At 44.2% G+C, this 18,830-nt stretch carries 17 protein-coding genes and 2 other annotated features; all 17 genes read right to left on the reverse strand.

All coding sequences use genetic code 11. The features are described 5' to 3' along the window. Positions 1–49: 49 nt before the first annotated feature. Positions 50–3,649 (reverse strand): DNA-directed RNA polymerase subunit beta', encoded by a 3,600-nt coding sequence (gene rpoC, locus CE058_RS19525; RefSeq protein WP_163144787.1) that lies wholly within the window; start codon positions 3,647–3,649, stop codon positions 50–52. Positions 3,650–3,779: 130 nt separating this feature from the next. Beyond that, positions 3,780–7,334, reverse strand: a complete 3,555-nt coding sequence (gene rpoB / locus CE058_RS19530; RefSeq protein WP_163144788.1) for a DNA-directed RNA polymerase subunit beta — start codon at positions 7,332–7,334, stop codon at positions 3,780–3,782. A 374-nt stretch (positions 7,335–7,708) separates the two neighbouring features. Continuing rightward, the gene (locus CE058_RS19535; protein WP_163144789.1) at positions 7,709–8,311 is read right to left on the reverse strand and encodes a class I SAM-dependent methyltransferase; all 603 of its coding nucleotides are present in this window, start codon (positions 8,309–8,311) and stop codon (positions 7,709–7,711) included. A gap of 228 nt (positions 8,312–8,539) precedes the next feature. Continuing rightward, positions 8,540–8,905 carry a 50S ribosomal protein L7/L12 gene (gene rplL, locus CE058_RS19540; protein ID WP_048011525.1) on the reverse strand — a complete coding sequence of 122 codons (366 nt, stop codon included), beginning with the start codon at positions 8,903–8,905 and terminating at the stop codon, positions 8,540–8,542. Positions 8,906–8,962: 57 nt separating this feature from the next. Beyond that, the gene (gene rplJ, locus CE058_RS19545) at positions 8,963–9,463 is read right to left on the reverse strand and encodes a 50S ribosomal protein L10 (RefSeq protein ID WP_048011526.1); all 501 of its coding nucleotides are present in this window, start codon (positions 9,461–9,463) and stop codon (positions 8,963–8,965) included. Between the two features lie 34 nt (positions 9,464–9,497). Continuing rightward, positions 9,498–9,637: a sequence feature (ribosomal protein L10 leader region), on the reverse strand. A 50-nt stretch (positions 9,638–9,687) separates the two neighbouring features. Next, positions 9,688–10,386 (reverse strand): 50S ribosomal protein L1, encoded by a 699-nt coding sequence (rplA, locus tag CE058_RS19550; RefSeq protein ID WP_035332316.1) that lies wholly within the window; start codon positions 10,384–10,386, stop codon positions 9,688–9,690. A 279-nt stretch (positions 10,387–10,665) separates the two neighbouring features. Next, the gene (gene rplK / locus CE058_RS19555) at positions 10,666–11,091 is read right to left on the reverse strand and encodes a 50S ribosomal protein L11 (protein ID WP_009336545.1); all 426 of its coding nucleotides are present in this window, start codon (positions 11,089–11,091) and stop codon (positions 10,666–10,668) included. A 211-nt stretch (positions 11,092–11,302) separates the two neighbouring features. Continuing rightward, the gene (gene nusG / locus CE058_RS19560; protein ID WP_048011527.1) at positions 11,303–11,836 is read right to left on the reverse strand and encodes a transcription termination/antitermination protein NusG; all 534 of its coding nucleotides are present in this window, start codon (positions 11,834–11,836) and stop codon (positions 11,303–11,305) included. A 130-nt stretch (positions 11,837–11,966) separates the two neighbouring features. Beyond that, complete coding sequence (gene secE / locus CE058_RS19565; protein WP_048011528.1) at positions 11,967–12,149, reverse strand: preprotein translocase subunit SecE; 183 nt, start codon at positions 12,147–12,149, stop codon at positions 11,967–11,969. A 117-nt stretch (positions 12,150–12,266) separates the two neighbouring features. After that, positions 12,267–12,410 (reverse strand): 50S ribosomal protein L33, encoded by a 144-nt coding sequence (gene rpmG / locus CE058_RS19570; RefSeq protein WP_048011529.1) that lies wholly within the window; start codon positions 12,408–12,410, stop codon positions 12,267–12,269. Between the two features lie 99 nt (positions 12,411–12,509). After that, on the reverse strand, positions 12,510–13,166 hold the full coding sequence (sigH, locus tag CE058_RS19575; RefSeq protein WP_048011544.1) for an RNA polymerase sporulation sigma factor SigH: 657 nt from the start codon (positions 13,164–13,166) through the stop codon (positions 12,510–12,512). 70 nt (positions 13,167–13,236) lie between these two features. Next, on the reverse strand, positions 13,237–13,746 hold the full coding sequence (locus tag CE058_RS19580) for an NYN domain-containing protein (RefSeq protein ID WP_048011530.1): 510 nt from the start codon (positions 13,744–13,746) through the stop codon (positions 13,237–13,239). 2 nt (positions 13,747–13,748) lie between these two features. Then, complete coding sequence (rlmB, locus tag CE058_RS19585) at positions 13,749–14,492, reverse strand: 23S rRNA (guanosine(2251)-2'-O)-methyltransferase RlmB (RefSeq protein WP_048011531.1); 744 nt, start codon at positions 14,490–14,492, stop codon at positions 13,749–13,751. Next, on the reverse strand, positions 14,489–14,914 hold the full coding sequence (locus CE058_RS19590; protein WP_163144790.1) for a Mini-ribonuclease 3: 426 nt from the start codon (positions 14,912–14,914) through the stop codon (positions 14,489–14,491). The genes rlmB and CE058_RS19590 overlap by 4 nt, the downstream gene beginning before the upstream one ends. Positions 14,915–14,917: 3 nt before the next feature. Next, positions 14,918–16,321: a cysteine--tRNA ligase gene (gene cysS / locus CE058_RS19595; RefSeq protein ID WP_048011533.1), complete on the reverse strand. Its 1,404-nt coding sequence runs from the start codon at positions 16,319–16,321 to the stop codon at positions 14,918–14,920. Then, positions 16,302–16,970 carry a serine O-acetyltransferase gene (gene cysE, locus CE058_RS19600; protein ID WP_048011534.1) on the reverse strand — a complete coding sequence of 223 codons (669 nt, stop codon included), beginning with the start codon at positions 16,968–16,970 and terminating at the stop codon, positions 16,302–16,304. Before cysE ends, cysS begins: the two co-directional genes overlap by 20 nt. A 106-nt stretch (positions 16,971–17,076) precedes the next feature. Next, positions 17,077–17,305 (reverse strand) — a binding site (T-box leader). A gap of 46 nt (positions 17,306–17,351) precedes the next feature. Further along, a complete protein-coding gene (gltX, locus tag CE058_RS19605) occupies positions 17,352–18,809 on the reverse strand; it encodes a glutamate--tRNA ligase (protein ID WP_163144791.1) in 1,458 nt (485 codons plus the stop codon). Between the last annotated feature and the right edge of the window lie 21 nt (positions 18,810–18,830).

Here is an 18,830-nt window from a genome sequence, read left to right on the forward strand (position 1 = left end):
ATAAAATGCGGTACTTGCTATCAAATAAGCAAGCACCGCAATGATTACTTTATTCTACAGTAACAGTATCTTCAGCAGCTTCCTCATTTGTATAAGGCTCTGCTCTTCTGTATCTCTGCATACCTGTTCCGGCAGGGACAAGCTTACCAATAATTACATTCTCTTTCAGGCCAAGAAGCTCATCGCGCTTGCCTTTGATCGCTGCATCGGTAAGAACTCTTGTTGTCTCCTGGAAGGAGGCTGCTGATAAGAATGAATCTGTTTCAAGAGATGCTTTTGTAATACCCAGCAGAACCGGACGTCCTGTAGCAGGCATTTTACCAGCAAGAAGGGCTTTTTCATTGGCATCTGTAAATTGATGGATATCAAGCAGTGTACCTGGAAGCACATCTGTCTCTGCCGCATCGATTACACGCACTTTGCGAAGCATCTGGCGGACCATTACCTCGATGTGCTTATCGCCGATTTCAACACCCTGCATGCGGTATACCTTCTGAACTTCACGCAGCAAGTATTCTTGAACAGCTGTTACATCTTTAACTTTAATTAACTCTTTAGGGTCAATAGAACCTTCAGTCAGTTCCTGTCCACGTACTACTTGGTCGTTTACAGCTACTTTTAAGCGGGCTGTATACGGTGCAGTATAGGTCTTGGACTCAACTTCACCCTGAACAACAATCTCCTGCTGGCGGTCGCGGCCTTCGTTGAGGCCGACTACTACACCATCGATCTCTGAAATAACCGCCTGACCTTTAGGGTTACGCGCTTCGAAAATTTCCTGGATACGCGGTAAACCTTGAGTGATATCGTCTCCTGCTACCCCGCCGGTATGGAAGGTACGCATCGTTAACTGTGTACCTGGTTCACCGATGGATTGGGCAGCGATAATACCTACTGCTTCTCCAACTTCAACCTCTTGGCCGGTAGCTAAGTTGCGGCCGTAGCACTTCTTACAAACACCATGGCGGGTGTTACAAGTGAATGCTGAACGGATCCATACCTTTTCAATGCCGGCTGAAACAATTTCGACTGCAATATCTTCAGTGATCAATCCATTTTCAGGCACGATCACTTCATTTGTCTCAGGATGCTTGATATTTCTTCTTGCATAACGTCCAATCAGACGCTCTTCAAGCGCTTCAATGACTTCAGTGCCATCCTTAAGGGATGCGATAAGCAAACCGCGGTCAGTTCCGCAATCGTCGTCGCGAACGATGACATCCTGCGCAACATCAACAAGACGGCGAGTAAGGTAACCTGAGTCAGCTGTTTTAAGAGCCGTATCGGCAAGACCTTTACGGGCACCGTGCGTGGAAATAAAGTATTCGAGTACTGTTAAGCCTTCACGGAAACTCGATTTGATCGGTAATTCAATGATACGTCCAGCCGGGTTGGCCATCAGTCCGCGCATTCCGGCTAACTGAGTGAAGTTGGACGCGTTACCACGGGCACCGGAGTCACTCATCATGAAGATCGGGTTGGATTTATCCAATGACTTCATTAATTTTGCCTGGATATTATCTTTCGCTGCACTCCAGATTGAAATAACACGATCATAACGCTCGTCTTCAGTAATAAGACCGCGTCTGAACTGTTTCAATACATTATCAACCTTGCTCTGTGCTTCCTGGATAATTTCCTGCTTCTCCCTTAATACTACGATATCAGCAACACCGACTGTGATGCCGGCTTTTGTGGAGTGCCTGAATCCAAGGTTCTTCATGCGGTCAAGCATTTTAGACGTTTCCGTAATTTTGAAGCGTTTAAAGACTTCCGCAATGATGTTTCCAAGGATCTTTTTCTTAAACGGATCTACCAGAGGCATTTCCTTGATAACGGCAGCTACATCAGTAGCAGGCTCTACAAAGTATTTCACAGGAGTTTCAATCTCAAGGTTTTCTTTTGTAGGCTCGTTAATGTAAGGGAATGTTTCAGGCAGAATTTCGTTGAAAATAAGCTTACCAACCGTAGTTAATAAAAGCTTTTTATTTTGTTCTTCAGTGAAAGTCTGATTATTTAAGGATCCAGCATGGACAGCTACTCTTGTATGCAAGTGCACATATCCATTTTGATAAGCAAGCAGAGCTTCGCTTGTATCTTTAAAAATCATACCTTCGCCAACGGCACCGGCTCTTTCTAGTGTTAGGTAATAGTTACCTAGTACCATATCCTGAGAAGGAGTAACAACTGGCTTACCGTCTTTCGGATTCAGGATGTTCTGTGCTGCCAGCATCAGCAAGCGGGCTTCCGCCTGTGCTTCAGCTGAAAGCGGCACGTGAACAGCCATTTGGTCACCGTCAAAGTCTGCGTTGTAAGCAGTACATACAAGCGGGTGAAGACGAATAGCGCGTCCTTCCACCAATGTCGGTTCGAATGCCTGAATGCCGAGTCTGTGAAGAGTTGGAGCACGGTTAAGCAATACAGGGTGCTCTTTAATAACACTTTCAAGAACATCCCAAACTTCCGGCTGTACTCTTTCAATTTTGCGTTTTGCAGATTTGATGTTGTGAGCTAAGCCCTTCTCCACCAATTCCTTCATAACGAACGGCTTGAATAATTCCAATGCCATTTCTTTTGGAAGTCCGCACTGGTACATTTTTAAGTTTGGTCCTACGACGATAACCGAACGTCCGGAATAGTCAACACGCTTACCAAGCAAGTTCTGGCGGAAGCGTCCTTGTTTCCCTTTAAGCATATGCGATAGGGATTTCAACGGGCGGTTTCCTGGTCCAGTTACCGGTCTTCCGCGGCGGCCGTTATCAATTAGCGCATCTACAGCTTCCTGAAGCATGCGTTTTTCGTTCTGAACGATAATGCTTGGAGCACCAAGGTCCAATAAACGCTTCAAACGGTTGTTGCGGTTGATTACACGGCGGTATAGATCATTCAAGTCGGAAGTGGCAAAGCGTCCGCCATCCAGCTGTACCATCGGACGAAGTTCCGGAGGAATAACCGGAAGAACGTCGAGAATCATCCAGGACGGTTCATTTCCAGAACCACGGAAAGCTTCAAGTACTTCCAAGCGCTTGATTGCACGAGTGCGTCGCTGGCCCTGGGCAGTTTTCAGTTCCTCTTTAAGGGTATCTACTTCTTTATTGAGATCTATGTCAGAAAGAAGCTTCTTAATGGATTCAGCACCCATGGATGCCTGGAACTTGTTTCCGTATTTTTCACGGTATGCACGGTACTCTTTTTCAGAAAGCAGCTGCTTCTTTTCAAGAGCCGTATCGCCAGGATCCGTTACAACATAAGAAGCGAAGTAAATAACTTCCTCAAGTGCACGCGGGGACATGTCCAGCACAAGACCCATACGGCTTGGGATGCCCTTGAAATACCAAATGTGGGATACAGGGGCTGCAAGTTCAATATGGCCCATTCTTTCACGGCGGACTTTCGCACGTGTTACTTCAACGCCGCATCGGTCACAGACCACGCCTTTGTATCGAACACGCTTATACTTTCCACAGTGACATTCCCAGTCTTTCGTCGGTCCGAAAATGCGCTCGCAGAATAGACCGTCTTTTTCTGGTTTTAATGTACGATAGTTGATCGTTTCAGGCTTCTTAACTTCACCATGTGACCAAGAACGTATCTTATCCGGTGAAGCAAGACCTATTTTCATATACTCGAAATTGTTTACATCTAGCAAGGGGCCTACCTCCCTTTTGATCTCCGGGTTTTACCCTTATTGCTCAAACAGCAGCAAAGTGCCAATAATATCCCCAGCGGCATCCGCCATGTAAGGCGGAGCGCCAAGGGATGAAGGAATTTATATGAAATTATTCTTTCGTAACTACTTGCTCTTCGTTTTGCGTTTCCGGAGCGATTGTCAATGATTCAGCCTGCTGAACTTCATCTTCATCTTCCATGTCGCGCATTTCAATTTCTTCTTCATCGCCGGATAGGATCTTAACATCCATACCTAAACTCTGAAGCTCTTTGATCAGTACCTTGAATGATTCCGGTACACCTGGTTCAGGAACATTCTCGCCTTTGACGATTGATTCATAAGTCTTAACACGTCCAACCACGTCATCGGACTTAACTGTTAAGATTTCCTGAAGTGTATAGGCAGCACCATATGCTTCAAGTGCCCATACCTCCATCTCACCGAAACGCTGTCCGCCAAACTGTGCTTTACCGCCCAATGGCTGCTGCGTAACAAGAGAGTAAGGTCCTGTTGAACGGGCATGAAGCTTATCGTCAACCATGTGTGCCAGTTTGATCATATACATGACTCCGACAGATACACGGTTGTCGAACGGCTCGCCTGAACGTCCATCATAAAGGACAGTCTTCGCATCACGCGCCATGCCTGCTTCTTCGATCGTTGACCATACATCTTCCTCACGTGCACCATCGAATACAGGAGATGCAACATGGATGCCAAGTGCTCTGGCAGCCATACCAAGGTGAAGCTCAAGCACCTGTCCGATGTTCATACGCGATGGAACCCCAAGAGGGTTTAACATGATGTCTACTGGAGTGCCATCCGGCAGGTAAGGCATATCTTCTTCCGGTAAAATACGGGAGATAACACCTTTGTTACCGTGGCGTCCGGCCATCTTGTCACCTTCAGAGATTTTACGCTTCTGAACGATATATACACGTACAAGCTGGTTAACACCTGGAGGAAGTTCATCTCCGTCTTCTCTGTTAAACACTTTAACATCCAGTACAATACCGCCTCCGCCATGTGGCACACGAAGGGATGTATCACGGACTTCACGTGCTTTTTCACCAAAGATTGCGTGCAATAGCCTTTCTTCAGCTGTCAGTTCCGTTACCCCTTTAGGAGTTACTTTACCAACTAGAAGATCGCCATCTTTCACTTCTGCACCTGTACGGATAATTCCGCGTTCGTCCAGGTTGCGCAGTGCATCTTCCCCAACGTTAGGGATATCTCTTGTGATCTCTTCAGGTCCAAGCTTTGTATCGCGAGATTCTGATTCATATTCTTCAATATGGATGGATGTATAAACATCATCTTTTACAAGGCGCTCACTCATGATGATCGCATCCTCGTAGTTATAGCCATCCCAAGTCATGAACGCTACAAGAACGTTGCGTCCAAGAGCTAATTCACCAAGTTCCATGGAAGGACCGTCTGCAAGGATTTCTCCTTTTGTTACAAGGTTGCCAACAGCGACGATAGGACGCTGGTTGTAGCAGGTTCCCTGGTTGGATCGGATGAATTTAAGCATTCTGTATTTATCAAGATCGCCTTTAACTTCCTGGCCATCTACATTTTGAATACGGCGAACCCAAACTTCGCGGGCTTCTACATGCTCAACAATTCCTTCATGCTTACAGATGACTGCAGCACCTGAGTCTTTACCTGATACATATTCCATACCAGTTCCGACTCTTGGGGCCTCAGGCTGCATCAATGGCACAGCCTGACGCTGCATGTTCGCTCCCATCAGGGCACGGTTGGAGTCATCGTTTTCAAGGAACGGGATACATGCTGTCGCAGCAGATACTACCTGTTTCGGCGATACATCCATGTAGTCAACACGGTCGCGTTTGACAACTGTGTTCTCACCTTTGAAACGGGCAACTACTTCTTCGTCCAGGAATGAACCATCGTCACCAAGAAGTGCATTTGCCTGTGCCACTACATAGTTATCCTCTTCATCGGCTGTCAGATAGTCGATGCGGGATGTAACTTTTCCGGTCTCAGGGTCGATTCGGCGATATGGTGTTTCGATAAAGCCGAAGCGGTTTACCTTCGCAAATGAAGATAAGGAGTTAATCAGACCGATGTTTGGTCCCTCCGGCGTTTCAATCGGACACATACGGCCATAGTGAGAGTAGTGAACGTCACGGACTTCGAAGCCGGCACGTTCACGCGTCAGACCGCCCGGTCCTAACGCAGAAAGACGGCGTTTATGTGTAAGTTCAGCAAGCGGATTTGTCTGGTCCATGAACTGGGACAACTGAGAGCTTCCAAAGAACTCTTTAATTGACGCAATAACAGGACGGATATTAATCAGCTGCTGAGGTGTAATCGTATTTGTATCCTGGATGGACATTCTTTCGCGGACCACACGCTCCATACGGGATAAACCGATGCGGAACTGGTTCTGCAATAGTTCTCCGACTGAACGAAGACGTCTGTTTCCAAGATGGTCAATATCATCTGTATCTCCTACAGAATGCAGAAGGTTAAAGAAATAGCTGATAGATGCAATGATGTCAGAAGGTGAAATGTTTTTCACTGCTTCTTCCACATAGGCATTGCCGATCACATTGATGACCTTTTCGCCATCTTCATTAGGCGCGTAAATCTTAATAGACTGTAGCAATACTTCATCATCTACTACTCCGCCTAATAGGCTTACCGTTTTGAAGCCGATATCCTTCTCAAGGTTAGGAAGAATGCGGTCTAATGTACGGCGGTCAAGTGTAACGCCTTTTTCCGCAATGATTTCGCCAGTTTCTGGATCCACAAGCGTCTCAGCCAGTTTTTGGCCAAACAGGCGATTTTTAATATGAAGCTTCTTATTGATCTTATAGCGTCCAACGTTCGCAAGGTCATAACGCTTTGGATCAAAGAATCTTGAGACAAGCAAGCTTTTTGCATTTTCGACCGTTGGCGGCTCGCCAGGACGAAGACGCTCATAGATTTCAAGAAGCGCTTTTTCAGTGCTTTCAGTATTGTCTTTCTCAAGCGTATTGCGAATGTACTCGTTGTCTCCAACCAAATCGATGATCTCTTGATCAGAGCCGAACCCAAGTGCACGCAAAAGAACCGTAACGGGCAGTTTCCGAGTACGATCTATTCTGACGTATACGACGTCTTTGGCATCTGTTTCATACTCAAGCCATGCGCCGCGGTTCGGGATTACGGTTGCTGTATAGCCTTTTTTCCCGTTTTTATCAAGCTTTCCACTGAAGTATACGCTCGGAGAACGCACTAACTGGGATACAATGACACGTTCCGCTCCATTAATAACGAACGTACCTGTCTCTGTCATAAGCGGGAAGTCACCCATAAAGACATCCTGGTCTTTAACTTCGCCTGTTTCTTTGTTTACAAGACGCACTTTCACACGTAAAGGTGCAGAATATGTAACATCTCGTTCTTTCGATTCCTCAACGGAATATTTTGGTTCGCCAAGGCTGTAATCAATAAATTCAAGCGACAAATTACCAGTAAAGTCTTCAATCGGAGAAATATCATGGAACATTTCTCGTAAACCCTCATCAAGAAACCATTGATAAGAAGAGGTTTGGATTTCGATTAGATTTGGTAATTCTAAAACTTCACTGATTCGTGCGTAACTTCTACGTTGGCGGTGTCGTCCATACTGAACTAGTTGACCTGTCAACTGATTCACCCCTCAAATCAAGCGTTATTGTTGCTAATAGCAATTTATATCATCCTATAAGAAAAGCAATGAGCGCCTGCCTATCGGTTAGGTATTAGCAGCTGGACCGATGGCGCACGAAGCCAGCCAGTAAAACTGGCCCAGAAGCAGGCTTATCCCCCAAAAAAGGACAGGGACATAAAGCCAAGCCTCCATTCTTACAAGACAAAAAGAAAAAGGGTTTTCACTTCAAAAACCACATTTTCACAATACGACTATTATTTTGTTAGCTTTCCCATTAAAACCAAATTTATACAACTATTAGATAAATTTAGTTATAAATAGAAATATAATATGTTGGCATTTTACAATACTATCATAGCAAAAAAGTCAAGTCAATCTTTTTTTGCTCTTAATATAAAATAGCCTTTTTTCTTTTCTGCCGTCTCAACTTCACCGAATAACTCTGTCAGTTTATCGATCGCAGATGGTGCACCCTGCTTTTTCTGGATGACAACCCATAGCTCTCCGCCCGATATCAGAGCCTCAAAGCTTTGTTCAAAAATATCATGCACTATCTTTTTCCCGGCGCGGATTGGCGGGTTTGTCAGGATAGCCGCAAACTTATTGCCTTTCGTACTTTCAAGGCGGTCACTTTCATAGATTTGGACATTTTTTATGCCGTTCAATTCTGCATTTTCCTTCGCCAGGCCTAGCGCCCTCTCATTTACATCAACCATATGAACAGTCCGTTCCGGCATAAGCTTTGCAGCAGTCAGCCCGATAGGTCCATATCCGCAGCCGACATCGAGAATATTCCCATCCGCTTCCGGCTGTTCAAATGTCTCGATTAATAATTTAGACCCAAAATCCACTTCACCCTTTGAAAAAACACCGTTATCTGTTTTAAAGCGGAATGGGAATCCCATTAGTGTATAGCTCCAGATTTTAGGGCTGCTATCAACTTGCTGTGTTTTGGAATAGTAGTGTTCAGACATGAAATCACCTCCAGGAGTATATATAAGAAGATAAAAGGAGAATCACAAATTATGTGGTTTCGAAGGAATTATATAGGATTGCCTATTAAAAAGCAAAAAGTTATAACAAAACCGTAACTGCTGAAGCCAGACGCAGACAAGTTCATCCACAGTTATAAACATTTCGCTGTTTTTTTAATTTCCCAAAACAAAAAGCCCGCTTAAGCAGCGGACTTTTCATAAAGGCTATTACTTAACTTCAACGCCAGCTCCAACTTCTTCAAGCTTAGCTTTAACTTCTTCAGCTTCTTCTTTAGAAACGCCTTCTTTAAGAGCTTTTGGAGTGTTGTCAACAAGTTCTTTCGCTTCTTTAAGTCCAAGACCTGTGATTTCACGTACCACTTTAATAACTTTGATTTTTTGGTCGCCTGCAGAAGCAAGAACAACGTCAAATTCAGTTTGCTCTTCAGCAGCGCCACCAGCAGCAGCTCCGCCCATCATTGCTACAGGAGCAGCAGCAGTTACACCAAATTCTTCTTCAATAGCTTTTACTAAGTCGTTTAGTTCTAAAACAGTCATAGATTTAACTGCTTCAATGATTTGTTCTTTAGTCATGATTATGTTTCCTCCTTATTTTTGGTTTGAATCTATTAGTTTAACGCTAAAATTAACTTACGCGCCTTGTTCTTCTTTTTGATCTGCAACAGCTTTTGCAGCAAGAGCAAGATTGCGGATAGGTGCTTGAAGTACGCTGAGTAGCATAGAAAGCAAGCCTTCGCGTGATGGTAGTTCAGCAAGAGCTTTGACATCTTCTACTGAAGCGATATTTCCTTCGATTACACCTGCTTTAATTTCAAGTGCTTCATGCTTTTTCGCGAAATCATTAAGGATTTTCGCTGGAGCAACTACATCTTCTGTGCTGAACGCGATTGCGTTAGGTCCAGTTAAAGACTCGTTTAAACCGGAAAGTTCAGCAGCTTCAGCAGCACGGCGAGTCATTGAATTCTTGTATACTTTGAATTCCACGCCAGCTTCACGAAGCTGTTTACGAAGTTCAGTAACTTCAGCAACAGTAAGACCACGGTAGTCAACAACAACTGTTGATAAACTTGATTTAAGCTTATCAGCAATTTCGTCTACGATTTGTTTCTTTTGTTCGATAATGCTGCTCATCCTTACACCTCCTGTAGAATTTTCTACATTCATACCGTTCAATAAAAAACCTCCACGACTTTGCAGACATGGAGGAAGTATACAATAGCAAGAAAAAGCAATTCTATCGTAATACCTCGGCAGGAAATTAAGCAATTAAGCACCTGCTGTCTACGGCACAAATGTTATTATATTTTAACAACAAAATACATATTACAGCATGTATTTCAGAATGTCAATTGGTATTATTTAACTGCAACAGATGATGGATCTACTTTTACGCCAGGTCCCATTGTAGAAGTAACAGAAACGTTCTTCATGTAAGTTCCTTTAGCAGCAGCAGGCTTCACTTTCATCATTGTGTCGAAAATCGTGTTGAAGTTTTCAACAAGCTTTTCGTCTTCGAAAGATACTTTACCGATTGGCACGTGGATGTTACCAGCTTTGTCAACACGGTATTCAACTTTACCTGCTTTGATTTCGTTAACTGCTTTTTGAACGTCAAAAGTAACTGTGCCAGTCTTAGGGTTTGGCATTAAGCCTTTAGGTCCTAATACGCGGCCAAGTTTACCAACTTCACCCATCATGTCAGGCGTAGCAACGATTACATCAAAGTCGAACCAGCCTTGGCTGATTTTGTTGATGTATTCAGAATCGCCTACGAAATCTGCTCCAGCAGCTTCTGCTTCTTTCGCTTTTTCGCCTTTAGCGAATACTAGAACTCGCTGAGTTTTACCAGTTCCGTTTGGAAGAACAACCGCTCCACGGATTTGCTGGTCAGCTTTCTTAGGGTCAACTCCAAGGCGGAATGCTACCTCAACAGTTGCATCAAATTTTGCAAAATTAGTTTTCTTCGTAAGTTCAATTGCTTCAGCAATCGGGTAAGCTTTTGAAGAATCAACAAGCTTCACAGCTTCTGCGTACTTCTTACCTTTTTTAGCCATTTTTATTTCCTCCTTGATTGTGGTTTTAGCGGAATAACCTCCCACGTTTAAAAGCGGAGGCGCCTTGGTCAGACCCGACAAGTATATGACAAGCCTCACTGAAAGATGTTCTTTAACTTTCCGGGAGGATTGGCATATGACCTCGAGGGGCTAGGCGCCGCAGCTAGACAGTAAAAGCGGAGGCGCCCATTAAGGCGCCCGCTCTTGACAGAACAAAGGTTGCGAGTGAAACCAAATTCACCGTCGCAACCTCATCCCTAAATCTGCTTCATACATGGATTAGTCTTCGATAACGATACCCATGCTGCGTGCAGTACCTTCAACCATACGCATTGCAGCTTCTACGCTTGCAGCGTTTAGATCAGGCATCTTTGTTTCAGCAATCTCGCGTACCTTGTCACGCTTGACTGTTGCTACTTTATTACGGTTTGGTTCACCAGAACCAGACTCGATTCCAGCCGCTTTCTTAAGAAGAACTGCAGCAGGAGGAGTTTTCGTAATAAATGTAAATGAACGGTCTTCAAAAACCGTGATTTCAACAGGAATGATTAAGCCAGCTTGTTCAGCTGTGCGAGCGTTAAATTCCTTACAGAATCCCATGATGTTAACACCTGCTTGACCTAGTGCCGGTCCTACCGGTGGTGCAGGGTTCGCTTTACCTGCAGGGATTTGCAGCTTTACAAGTTTGATTACTTTTTTAGCCACGAGACACACCTCCTTAAAGTCCGTGATGTGGTAATAGGGAAAGTTCCCTCCCACTCAACTTATAGTCTTTATATTAAGATAAAGAACTTTTAACTACTGTCCAGTCTCTTTGTCCGAGACATACTGACCTTTGAAATATTATCACTTTTCAAAGCCAATTTCAAGTTTTTTTACAAAGATATATAAAAGTACTTTCACAGAAGACTGATTCTTACAGTTTTTCAATCTGTGAAAAATCAAGTTCAACCGGAGTGTCACGGCCAAACATGTTCACAAGCACTTTAATCTTTGCCTTATCTTTATCAATATCTTCAATCGAGCCTGTGAAGTTCGCAAACGGACCTTCGTTCACCTTAACAGTTTCGCCGATCTCAAAGTTGATATCAAAGCGGGCTTCTTCAACACCCATATGCTTAAGAATATGAGTAACTTCCTCAGGCAATAGCGGAGTCGGCTTTGAGCCTGAACCTGCCGAACCTACGAAGCCGGTTACACCCGGAGTATTTCTTACTACATACCAGGAATCATCTGTCATCACGATTTCTACCAGTACATAACCAGGGAAGACCTTGCGCTTCACTACTTTTTTCTTGCCGTTCTTCAATTCTGTTTCTTCCTCTTCCGGGACTACCACCCGAAAGATCTTATCTTGCATACCCATTGATTCAACACGTTTCTCCAGATTGGCTTTCACTTTATTTTCGTAGCCGGAGTACGTATGAACAACATACCAATTCTTTTCCATTCACGAGGACTTGTTCGTCCTTCCCTCCCTGTATTCCAATTTATTATTTTTCTCCAAATTAAAAAACCCGTTTCCGGGCTTTGCAAATGTTTCCTGTGTTATTCTCCATTATACCATGGAAACTCAGGGGTTATTCAAGAATTATACGAATCAATTCAGAAATTCCCAGGTCAATCACTGCAAAAAACAGAGCGAAGAACGTAACTGTAGCAAGAACGGTAACAGTATAGCTTGTCAGCTCTTTGCGTTTAGGCCAGCTGACCTTTCTCATTTCCCGGCCAACTTCACGGAAAAAATTCACGATGCGCTGCATTTCGTAACCCCCAACTTTCAAAAGATATATCCTTTAACAAGAAGCGAAAGCGGCTTCAAATCTGCATAAAACACTCAGCTTCAGTCTATTAAAAGAACAAACTTCTTATCTATATAATCACTTTGTTTCTTTATGGATCGTATGAGCACTGCATGTGCTGCAGAATTTCTTCAATTCCAGCCGTACAGCATCATTTTTTCCCGCAGTGGAATAGTTCCTGGAACCACATACGGAGCAAGCCAAAATCACTTTTTTTGTCATATTTCCACCTACTAAGTCACATTACGCCCTTAAAACTTTAACACGCACCCTAAAACATGTCAATAACTGCAAAAAAAGCATAGTGTTGGGAAATTATGTCTAAAGTGAAAATTCACGCACTTCCAGATATCTTTCAAGCTTTCTTTTCACCCGCTGAAGAGCATTGTCAATCGATTTAACATGACGGTTCAGTTCTTCAGAAATTTCCTGATAGGACTGCCCATCCAGATAAAGAGCAAGCACCTTGCGTTCAAGGTCACTCAAAAGCTCGGACATTTTCACTTCAATATGATCAAATTCTTCCTGGTTGATAATCAGCTCTTCAGGGTCCATAACCTTCGCCCCAGAGATAACATCCATAAGCGTTCTGTCCGATTCCTCATCATAAATGGGCTTGTCCAGAGACACATATGAGTTCAGCGGAATATGCTTTTGGCGGGTCGCCGTCTTAATGGCGGTTATGATTTGCCTGGTGATGCACAGCTCGGCAAACGCTTTAAATGAAGACAGCTTGTCCTCTTTAAAGTCACGGATCGCCTTGTATAAGCCGATCATTCCCTCTTGTACAATATCTTCTTTATCTGCGCCAATCAAAAAATAGGATCTTGCTTTTGCCCGGACAAAGTTGCGGTACTTATGAATAAGATAATCCAGCGCCTCACTCTCGCCCTTATGAACGAGCTCCACTATTTCTTCGTCCTCAAGCTGCATAAAGTCTATAAGATTTTCGTCGATTGTCTTGAAGTCAGCACTCACTAGGATCCCCCCGACCGTACAAGCATGGTTAGAAACATTATACAGCACGGTTTTTTCAAGCGTCAACCGCTCATTGGCCTCCTCTGCGCCATTTTTCAAAAATTTCTGCCACTTCATCACTGAGAGGTATCTTGGAAACTGGCTTTTTCTCCTGAATTTTTTTTACTTTTTTTTCGATGCTGCTTTCAATCAGATTCATTTCATTCAGAAGCTCCCTCGCTGATTTCCTTAACGCGCCCTGGCCAAATATGACCCACTGCTCTGTGAAATCGGAGGTTGCTACATGAATTTGAGTTTTAATATTACTGAGATCGATAGCCAGTTTTTCGATGCGTTCATCGGCCGTTTCATTATTCCGCGTAAAAATAACTTCGATCTTTGAATTCTTAAACTTTTTTTCCGTGCCCTTTACATAGTGGGCATCAAACACGACAATCACTCTGTACCCGGAATATCCCTGGTACTCGGCCATTTTTTCAATCAGTCGGTCTCTGGCAGATGATAAATCCTTGTCTTTGAGTTCCCTGAGTTCCGGCCAAGCACCAATTATGTTGTATCCGTCAACAAGAAGGATGTCCATTTTTATCCCTCAAGCGGGTGACGTTTCCGATAAACCTCATACATGAGCAGTGCAGCCGCAACTGATGCGTTAAGGGAAGTAACATGTCCAGCCATCGGCAGGTTAATGAGGAAGTCGCATTTATCACGTATCAGGCGGCCCATTCCTTTACCTTCACTGCCAATCACAAGACCTAAAGGCATCGCTCCATCCATCTGGCGGTAGTCCTGTTTCCCTTTTGCATCCGTACCGGCGATCCAGACGCCTCTTTCTTTTAATTCATCAATCGTTCTCGCCATATTGGTAACACGGACAACCGGAATATACTCGATCGCACCTGTTGAAGCTTTAGCTACCGTTGCTGTCAGCCCGACCGCTCTCCTCTTCGGAATAACAATTCCGTGTGCCCCTACTGCATCTGCCGTTCTCATGATGGACCCAAGATTATGCGGATCTTCTATCTCATCCAGAAGCAAGAAGAACGGTGCTTCGTTTTTCTTTTCTGCAGCAGCAAACAAATCGTCAATTTCTGCGTATTGATAGGCAGCAACCTGTGCGATGACGCCTTGATGATTTCCCTCTGCCATCCCATCTATTTTTTTCTTGGGTACAAACTGGACCAGCACCCCGGCGGACTTCGCCAAACCGATTACCTGCTGCATCTGCCCGCTTTGCGAACCTTCAGCAATAAAAATCTTATTAATATCCCTCTCTGACTTCAATGCTTCAATGACGGGATTCTTCCCAATGATAAAATCCTGGCTCATTTTACCGCTCCTCCTTTCTTTTTCTCAACTAAATCTATGGATTCCATAATCAGCTCTTCCATCCGCTCCTGTCTTTTCGCTAAAAACAGATAGCCGATCAGAGATTCAAAAGCTGTGCTGTATCTGTATGTTTGGACATCTGTATTTTTCGGCACCGAACCGGACTTGGCATTCCGCCCCCTGCGGACGACCGCCAATTCTTCTTCTGTCAGCCGTTCAGCGTCTATTAATTCATGAATGATCAGGGACTGGGCTTTTGCAGAAACATACCGGGTCGCCTCCTTATGAAGAAAGTGAGGCCGAACCCGTCCATTTTGAAGGAGATGGTGGCGTATATAGGTCTCAAATACTGCATCTCCCATATACGCCAAGGCAAGACTATTCAATTGTTTTTCATCTACTTTTTTATCATAGTGAAGCATTGCTTAGCCTCTTTTCCATCTGATTCCCTGCGGTGTATCTTCAAGGATAATATTCATTTCTTTCAGCTGATCACGGATTTTATCTGCCAGTTCGAAGTTTCGCTCTTTTCTGGCCTGCTGCCTCTCTTCAATCAGCTGCTCGATTTCTTCATCCAGAAGATCTGCATGTGCCTCTTCAAGTGAAAGCCCCAATACATCAAACAGTGTTTCAAATTTTTTCGTGAAAGCATCGATCACTTCCACAGCTGTGTTTTTCTCCATCAGATAATAATTCGCAAGCTTAGACAGTTCGAACAAAATGGATACAGCATTCGCTGTGTTAAAATCATCATCCATATCTTGAATGAATTGCTCATGAAGTGCTGTAATTTTATCCAGCCACTCCTGATTATTATCGGTCAGGTTCACACTTGCTTCTCTGCGGTGCTGCAAATTGTGATAAGACGTTTTAATGCGCTCAAGCCCTGTCCGGGTGTTTTCCAGAAGCTCATCACTGTAGTTGATCGGATGCCTGTAATGAACCGACAGCATGAAAAACCTTAAAACCTGCGGGTCATGCTTTTGGATAATGTCATGAACCAGGACGAAATTCCCCAGTGATTTGGACATTTTTTCGTTGTCGATATTAATATACCCGTTGTGCATCCAGTAGCGGGCGAAGGTTTTTCCTGTCAGTGCTTCCGACTGGGCAATTTCATTTTCATGATGCGGGAAGGCCAGATCCTGACCGCCGGCATGGATGTCAATCATGTCCCCAAGGTATTTCTTCGCCATCGCGGAGCATTCGATATGCCATCCGGGTCTTCCTTGCCCCCAAGGACTCTCCCACGCGATTTCCCCTTCCTTCGCCGCTTTCCAAAGAACAAAGTCAAGGGAGTCCTGTTTCTTCTCGCCGACGGCAATGCGGGCGCCGACTCGCAATTCATCAATGGACTGATGAGAAAGCTTGCCGTACTCATCAAATTTCCGGGTATGGTAATAGACATCTCCCTCTGATTCATACGCAAAGCCTTTATCAATCAATGTCTGGATAAATTCAATAATGATATCGATGCTTTCTGTCACTCTCGGGTGGACATCAGCCCTTCTGCAGCCGAGCGCAGAAACGTCTTCAAAATAGGCATTAATGAACCGTTCTGCAACTGCTGGAACATCCGTTCCTAATTCGTTGGCCACGCGGATCAGCTTATCATCCACATCTGTAAAATTGGAGACATACTGTACATCGAAGCCGCGGAACTCAAGATATCTTCTTACGGTATCAAATACAATCGGCGGGCGGGCATTCCCTATATGGATATAGTTATAAACGGTTGGCCCGCACACATACATTTTCACTTTTCCCTCTTCCAAGGGAATAAAATCCTCTTTTTGACGAGTAAGTGTATTATAGATTTGAATGGCCATGAATCTGGCTCCTTTCTTTCCTCAATGTTTCCACTTCCGTTTTTAATTCCCGCAGCTCCCCTTCCAGTTCCTTAAACCGGTCTGCAATTGGATCGGGAAGATCACAATGATTTAAATCCTTGCTAATTTTCACACCATCCCGGATTTTCACCCTTCCAGGAATCCCGACTACTGTTGAATTAGGCGGAACCTCATGAAGAACAACAGAGCCTGCACCCACCTTAGAATTTTCGCCAATTGTAATAGAGCCCAAAACCTTCGCACCGGTTGCAATCAGCGCATTGTCCTTAATGGTAGGATGGCGCTTGCCTTTTTCCTTCCCGGTTCCTCCCAGTGTCACACCCTGAAAAACTGTAACATTATCACCGATTTCACACGTTTCCCCGATGACAACCCCCATGCCATGGTCGATAAAAAAGCGTCTGCCGATCTTTGCTCCCGGATGAATTTCAATTCCTGTGAAAAAGCGGCTGATCTGGGAAACCACTCTTGCAAGAAAATAAAACTTCCGCTTAAAAAGTGCGTGGGCAATGCGGTGTGACCAGACAGCATGTAATCCTGAGTAGGTTAATATTACTTCCAAATAACTTCTTGCTGCCGGATCCTGTTCAAATACCACTTCGATATCTTCCTTCATTCTTGCAAACATGGTTCATTTCCCCTCCTGGCATAGATCTTCTTTTTAATAAATATTTTTCTCATATACTGATTTCTTGCAGGTTTTGCATATAAAAAAAGCGTCTCTGCCACAATCGGACAGAGACGCTTTACGCGCGGTTCCACTCTGTTTAGGCTTAAACAGCCTCAACTTTAACTTGTTAACGGATAAGTTTCCGCTCAAATCTACTTGGAAGCTTGGCGTCCGTTCGAATTGAGGCTCAGAGGCGCACTTCAGAATAAAGAGAGGCTTAAACCACTTTCAGCCGGTGATGGTTTTCTCTAAAAAGCATCTTTTTTCTTACTTTTCCTCTTCAACACTTTTCAATATAGAATAATTTACTTAATACTATATTACATTTTCTCCAAGATGTTAACCAATAATGCTCATTAATCGAGTTTTTACTTTTTCTTTTCCTAAAAGCTCGATTGCCTGCGGCAGATCCGGTCCATGGGTTTGGCCGGTCGTTGCGGAACGGATAGGCATGAAGAGCTTTTTGCCCTTGTGGCCTGTTGATTTCTGCACAGCCTTCATAGCCGCTTTAATTTCATCTGCTTTGAATTCTGCAAGTGCATCAATTTCCTGCAGGAATGCAGTCAGCACCTCAGGAACCTGCTCTTCAGCCAGAACTTCCTTCGCTTCTTCATCAACGGTCATTTCCTCTGTAAAGAACAGTTCAGAAAGCTCGACAATCTGAGCGCCAAAGCTCATTTTTTCCTGGTAAAGAGTGATCAGGCTATTAACCCACTCTTCGTTTTCCTGCTGCCAGTTTCCGCTGATCTTCCCTGCCTTCACCAGGTGAGGGGCTGAAATGGACACCAATCGCTCCTGATCAAGCTTCTTCATGTACTGGTTATTCATCCATTCAAGCTTCTGCTTATCGAAAAGGGCAGGAGACTTTGAAAGGCGGTTTTCATCAAAGATATCGATGAATTCTTCTTTTGAGAAAATCTCTTCCTCCCCTGCAGGAGACCAGCCAAGTAGAGCAATAAAGTTAAAGAGTGCTTCCGGCAAGTAGCCGAGCTCTTCATATTGTTCAATGAACTGGATGATCGTCTCGTCGCGCTTGCTCAGTTTTTTGCGGCTTTCATTGACAATCAAAGTCATATGTCCAAACACCGGAAGGTCCCAGCCCAATGCTTCATAAATCATCTGCTGTTTAGGCGTATTGGAAATATGGTCATCCCCGCGCAGAACATGGGAAATTTTCATCAGGTGATCATCCACTGCTACGGCAAAATTGTAGGTAGGTGTGCCGTCTTTCTTAACGATGACATAATCGCCAAATCCATCAGACTCGAATGACACTTCCCCTTTTACCATATCATTGAATGTCAACATCTTGCCTTTTGGCACCAGGAAGCGGATGCTGGGCTTTCTGCCTTCAGCTTCAAGTGCAGCTCTTTCTTCCTCTGTCAGGTGGCGGCATTTTCCAGAGTAAGCAGGAGTATCGCCTTTTGCAGATTGAGCTTCACGCTCTGCTTCAAGCTCCTCTTCCGTACAATAGCATTTATAGGCATGCCCTTTTTCGAGCAATTCCTTATAGTAGGTTTCATAGATATGATTTCTTTCAGATTGGCGGTACGGGCCATATTCGCCTTCCCTGTCAATGCTTTCGTCCCAATCCATGCCGAGCCATTTTAAATAATGAAGCTGGCTTTCCTCGCCGCCTTCAATATTACGTTTTTTATCTGTATCCTCAATGCGGATGATGAACTTTCCGCCTTTGCTTCTTGCAAACAAATAGTTAAAAAGCGCCGTTCTCGCATTTCCGATATGCAAATGCCCAGTCGGACTCGGAGCGTAGCGGACGCGGATTTCATTTGACATACTGACTGCCTCCTTAAAATC

Source organism: Bacillus sp. 22-7 (assembly GCF_010628845.1).
In the GTDB taxonomy this organism is placed as follows: Bacteria; Bacillota; Bacilli; order Bacillales; family Cytobacillaceae; genus Cytobacillus; species Cytobacillus firmus_B.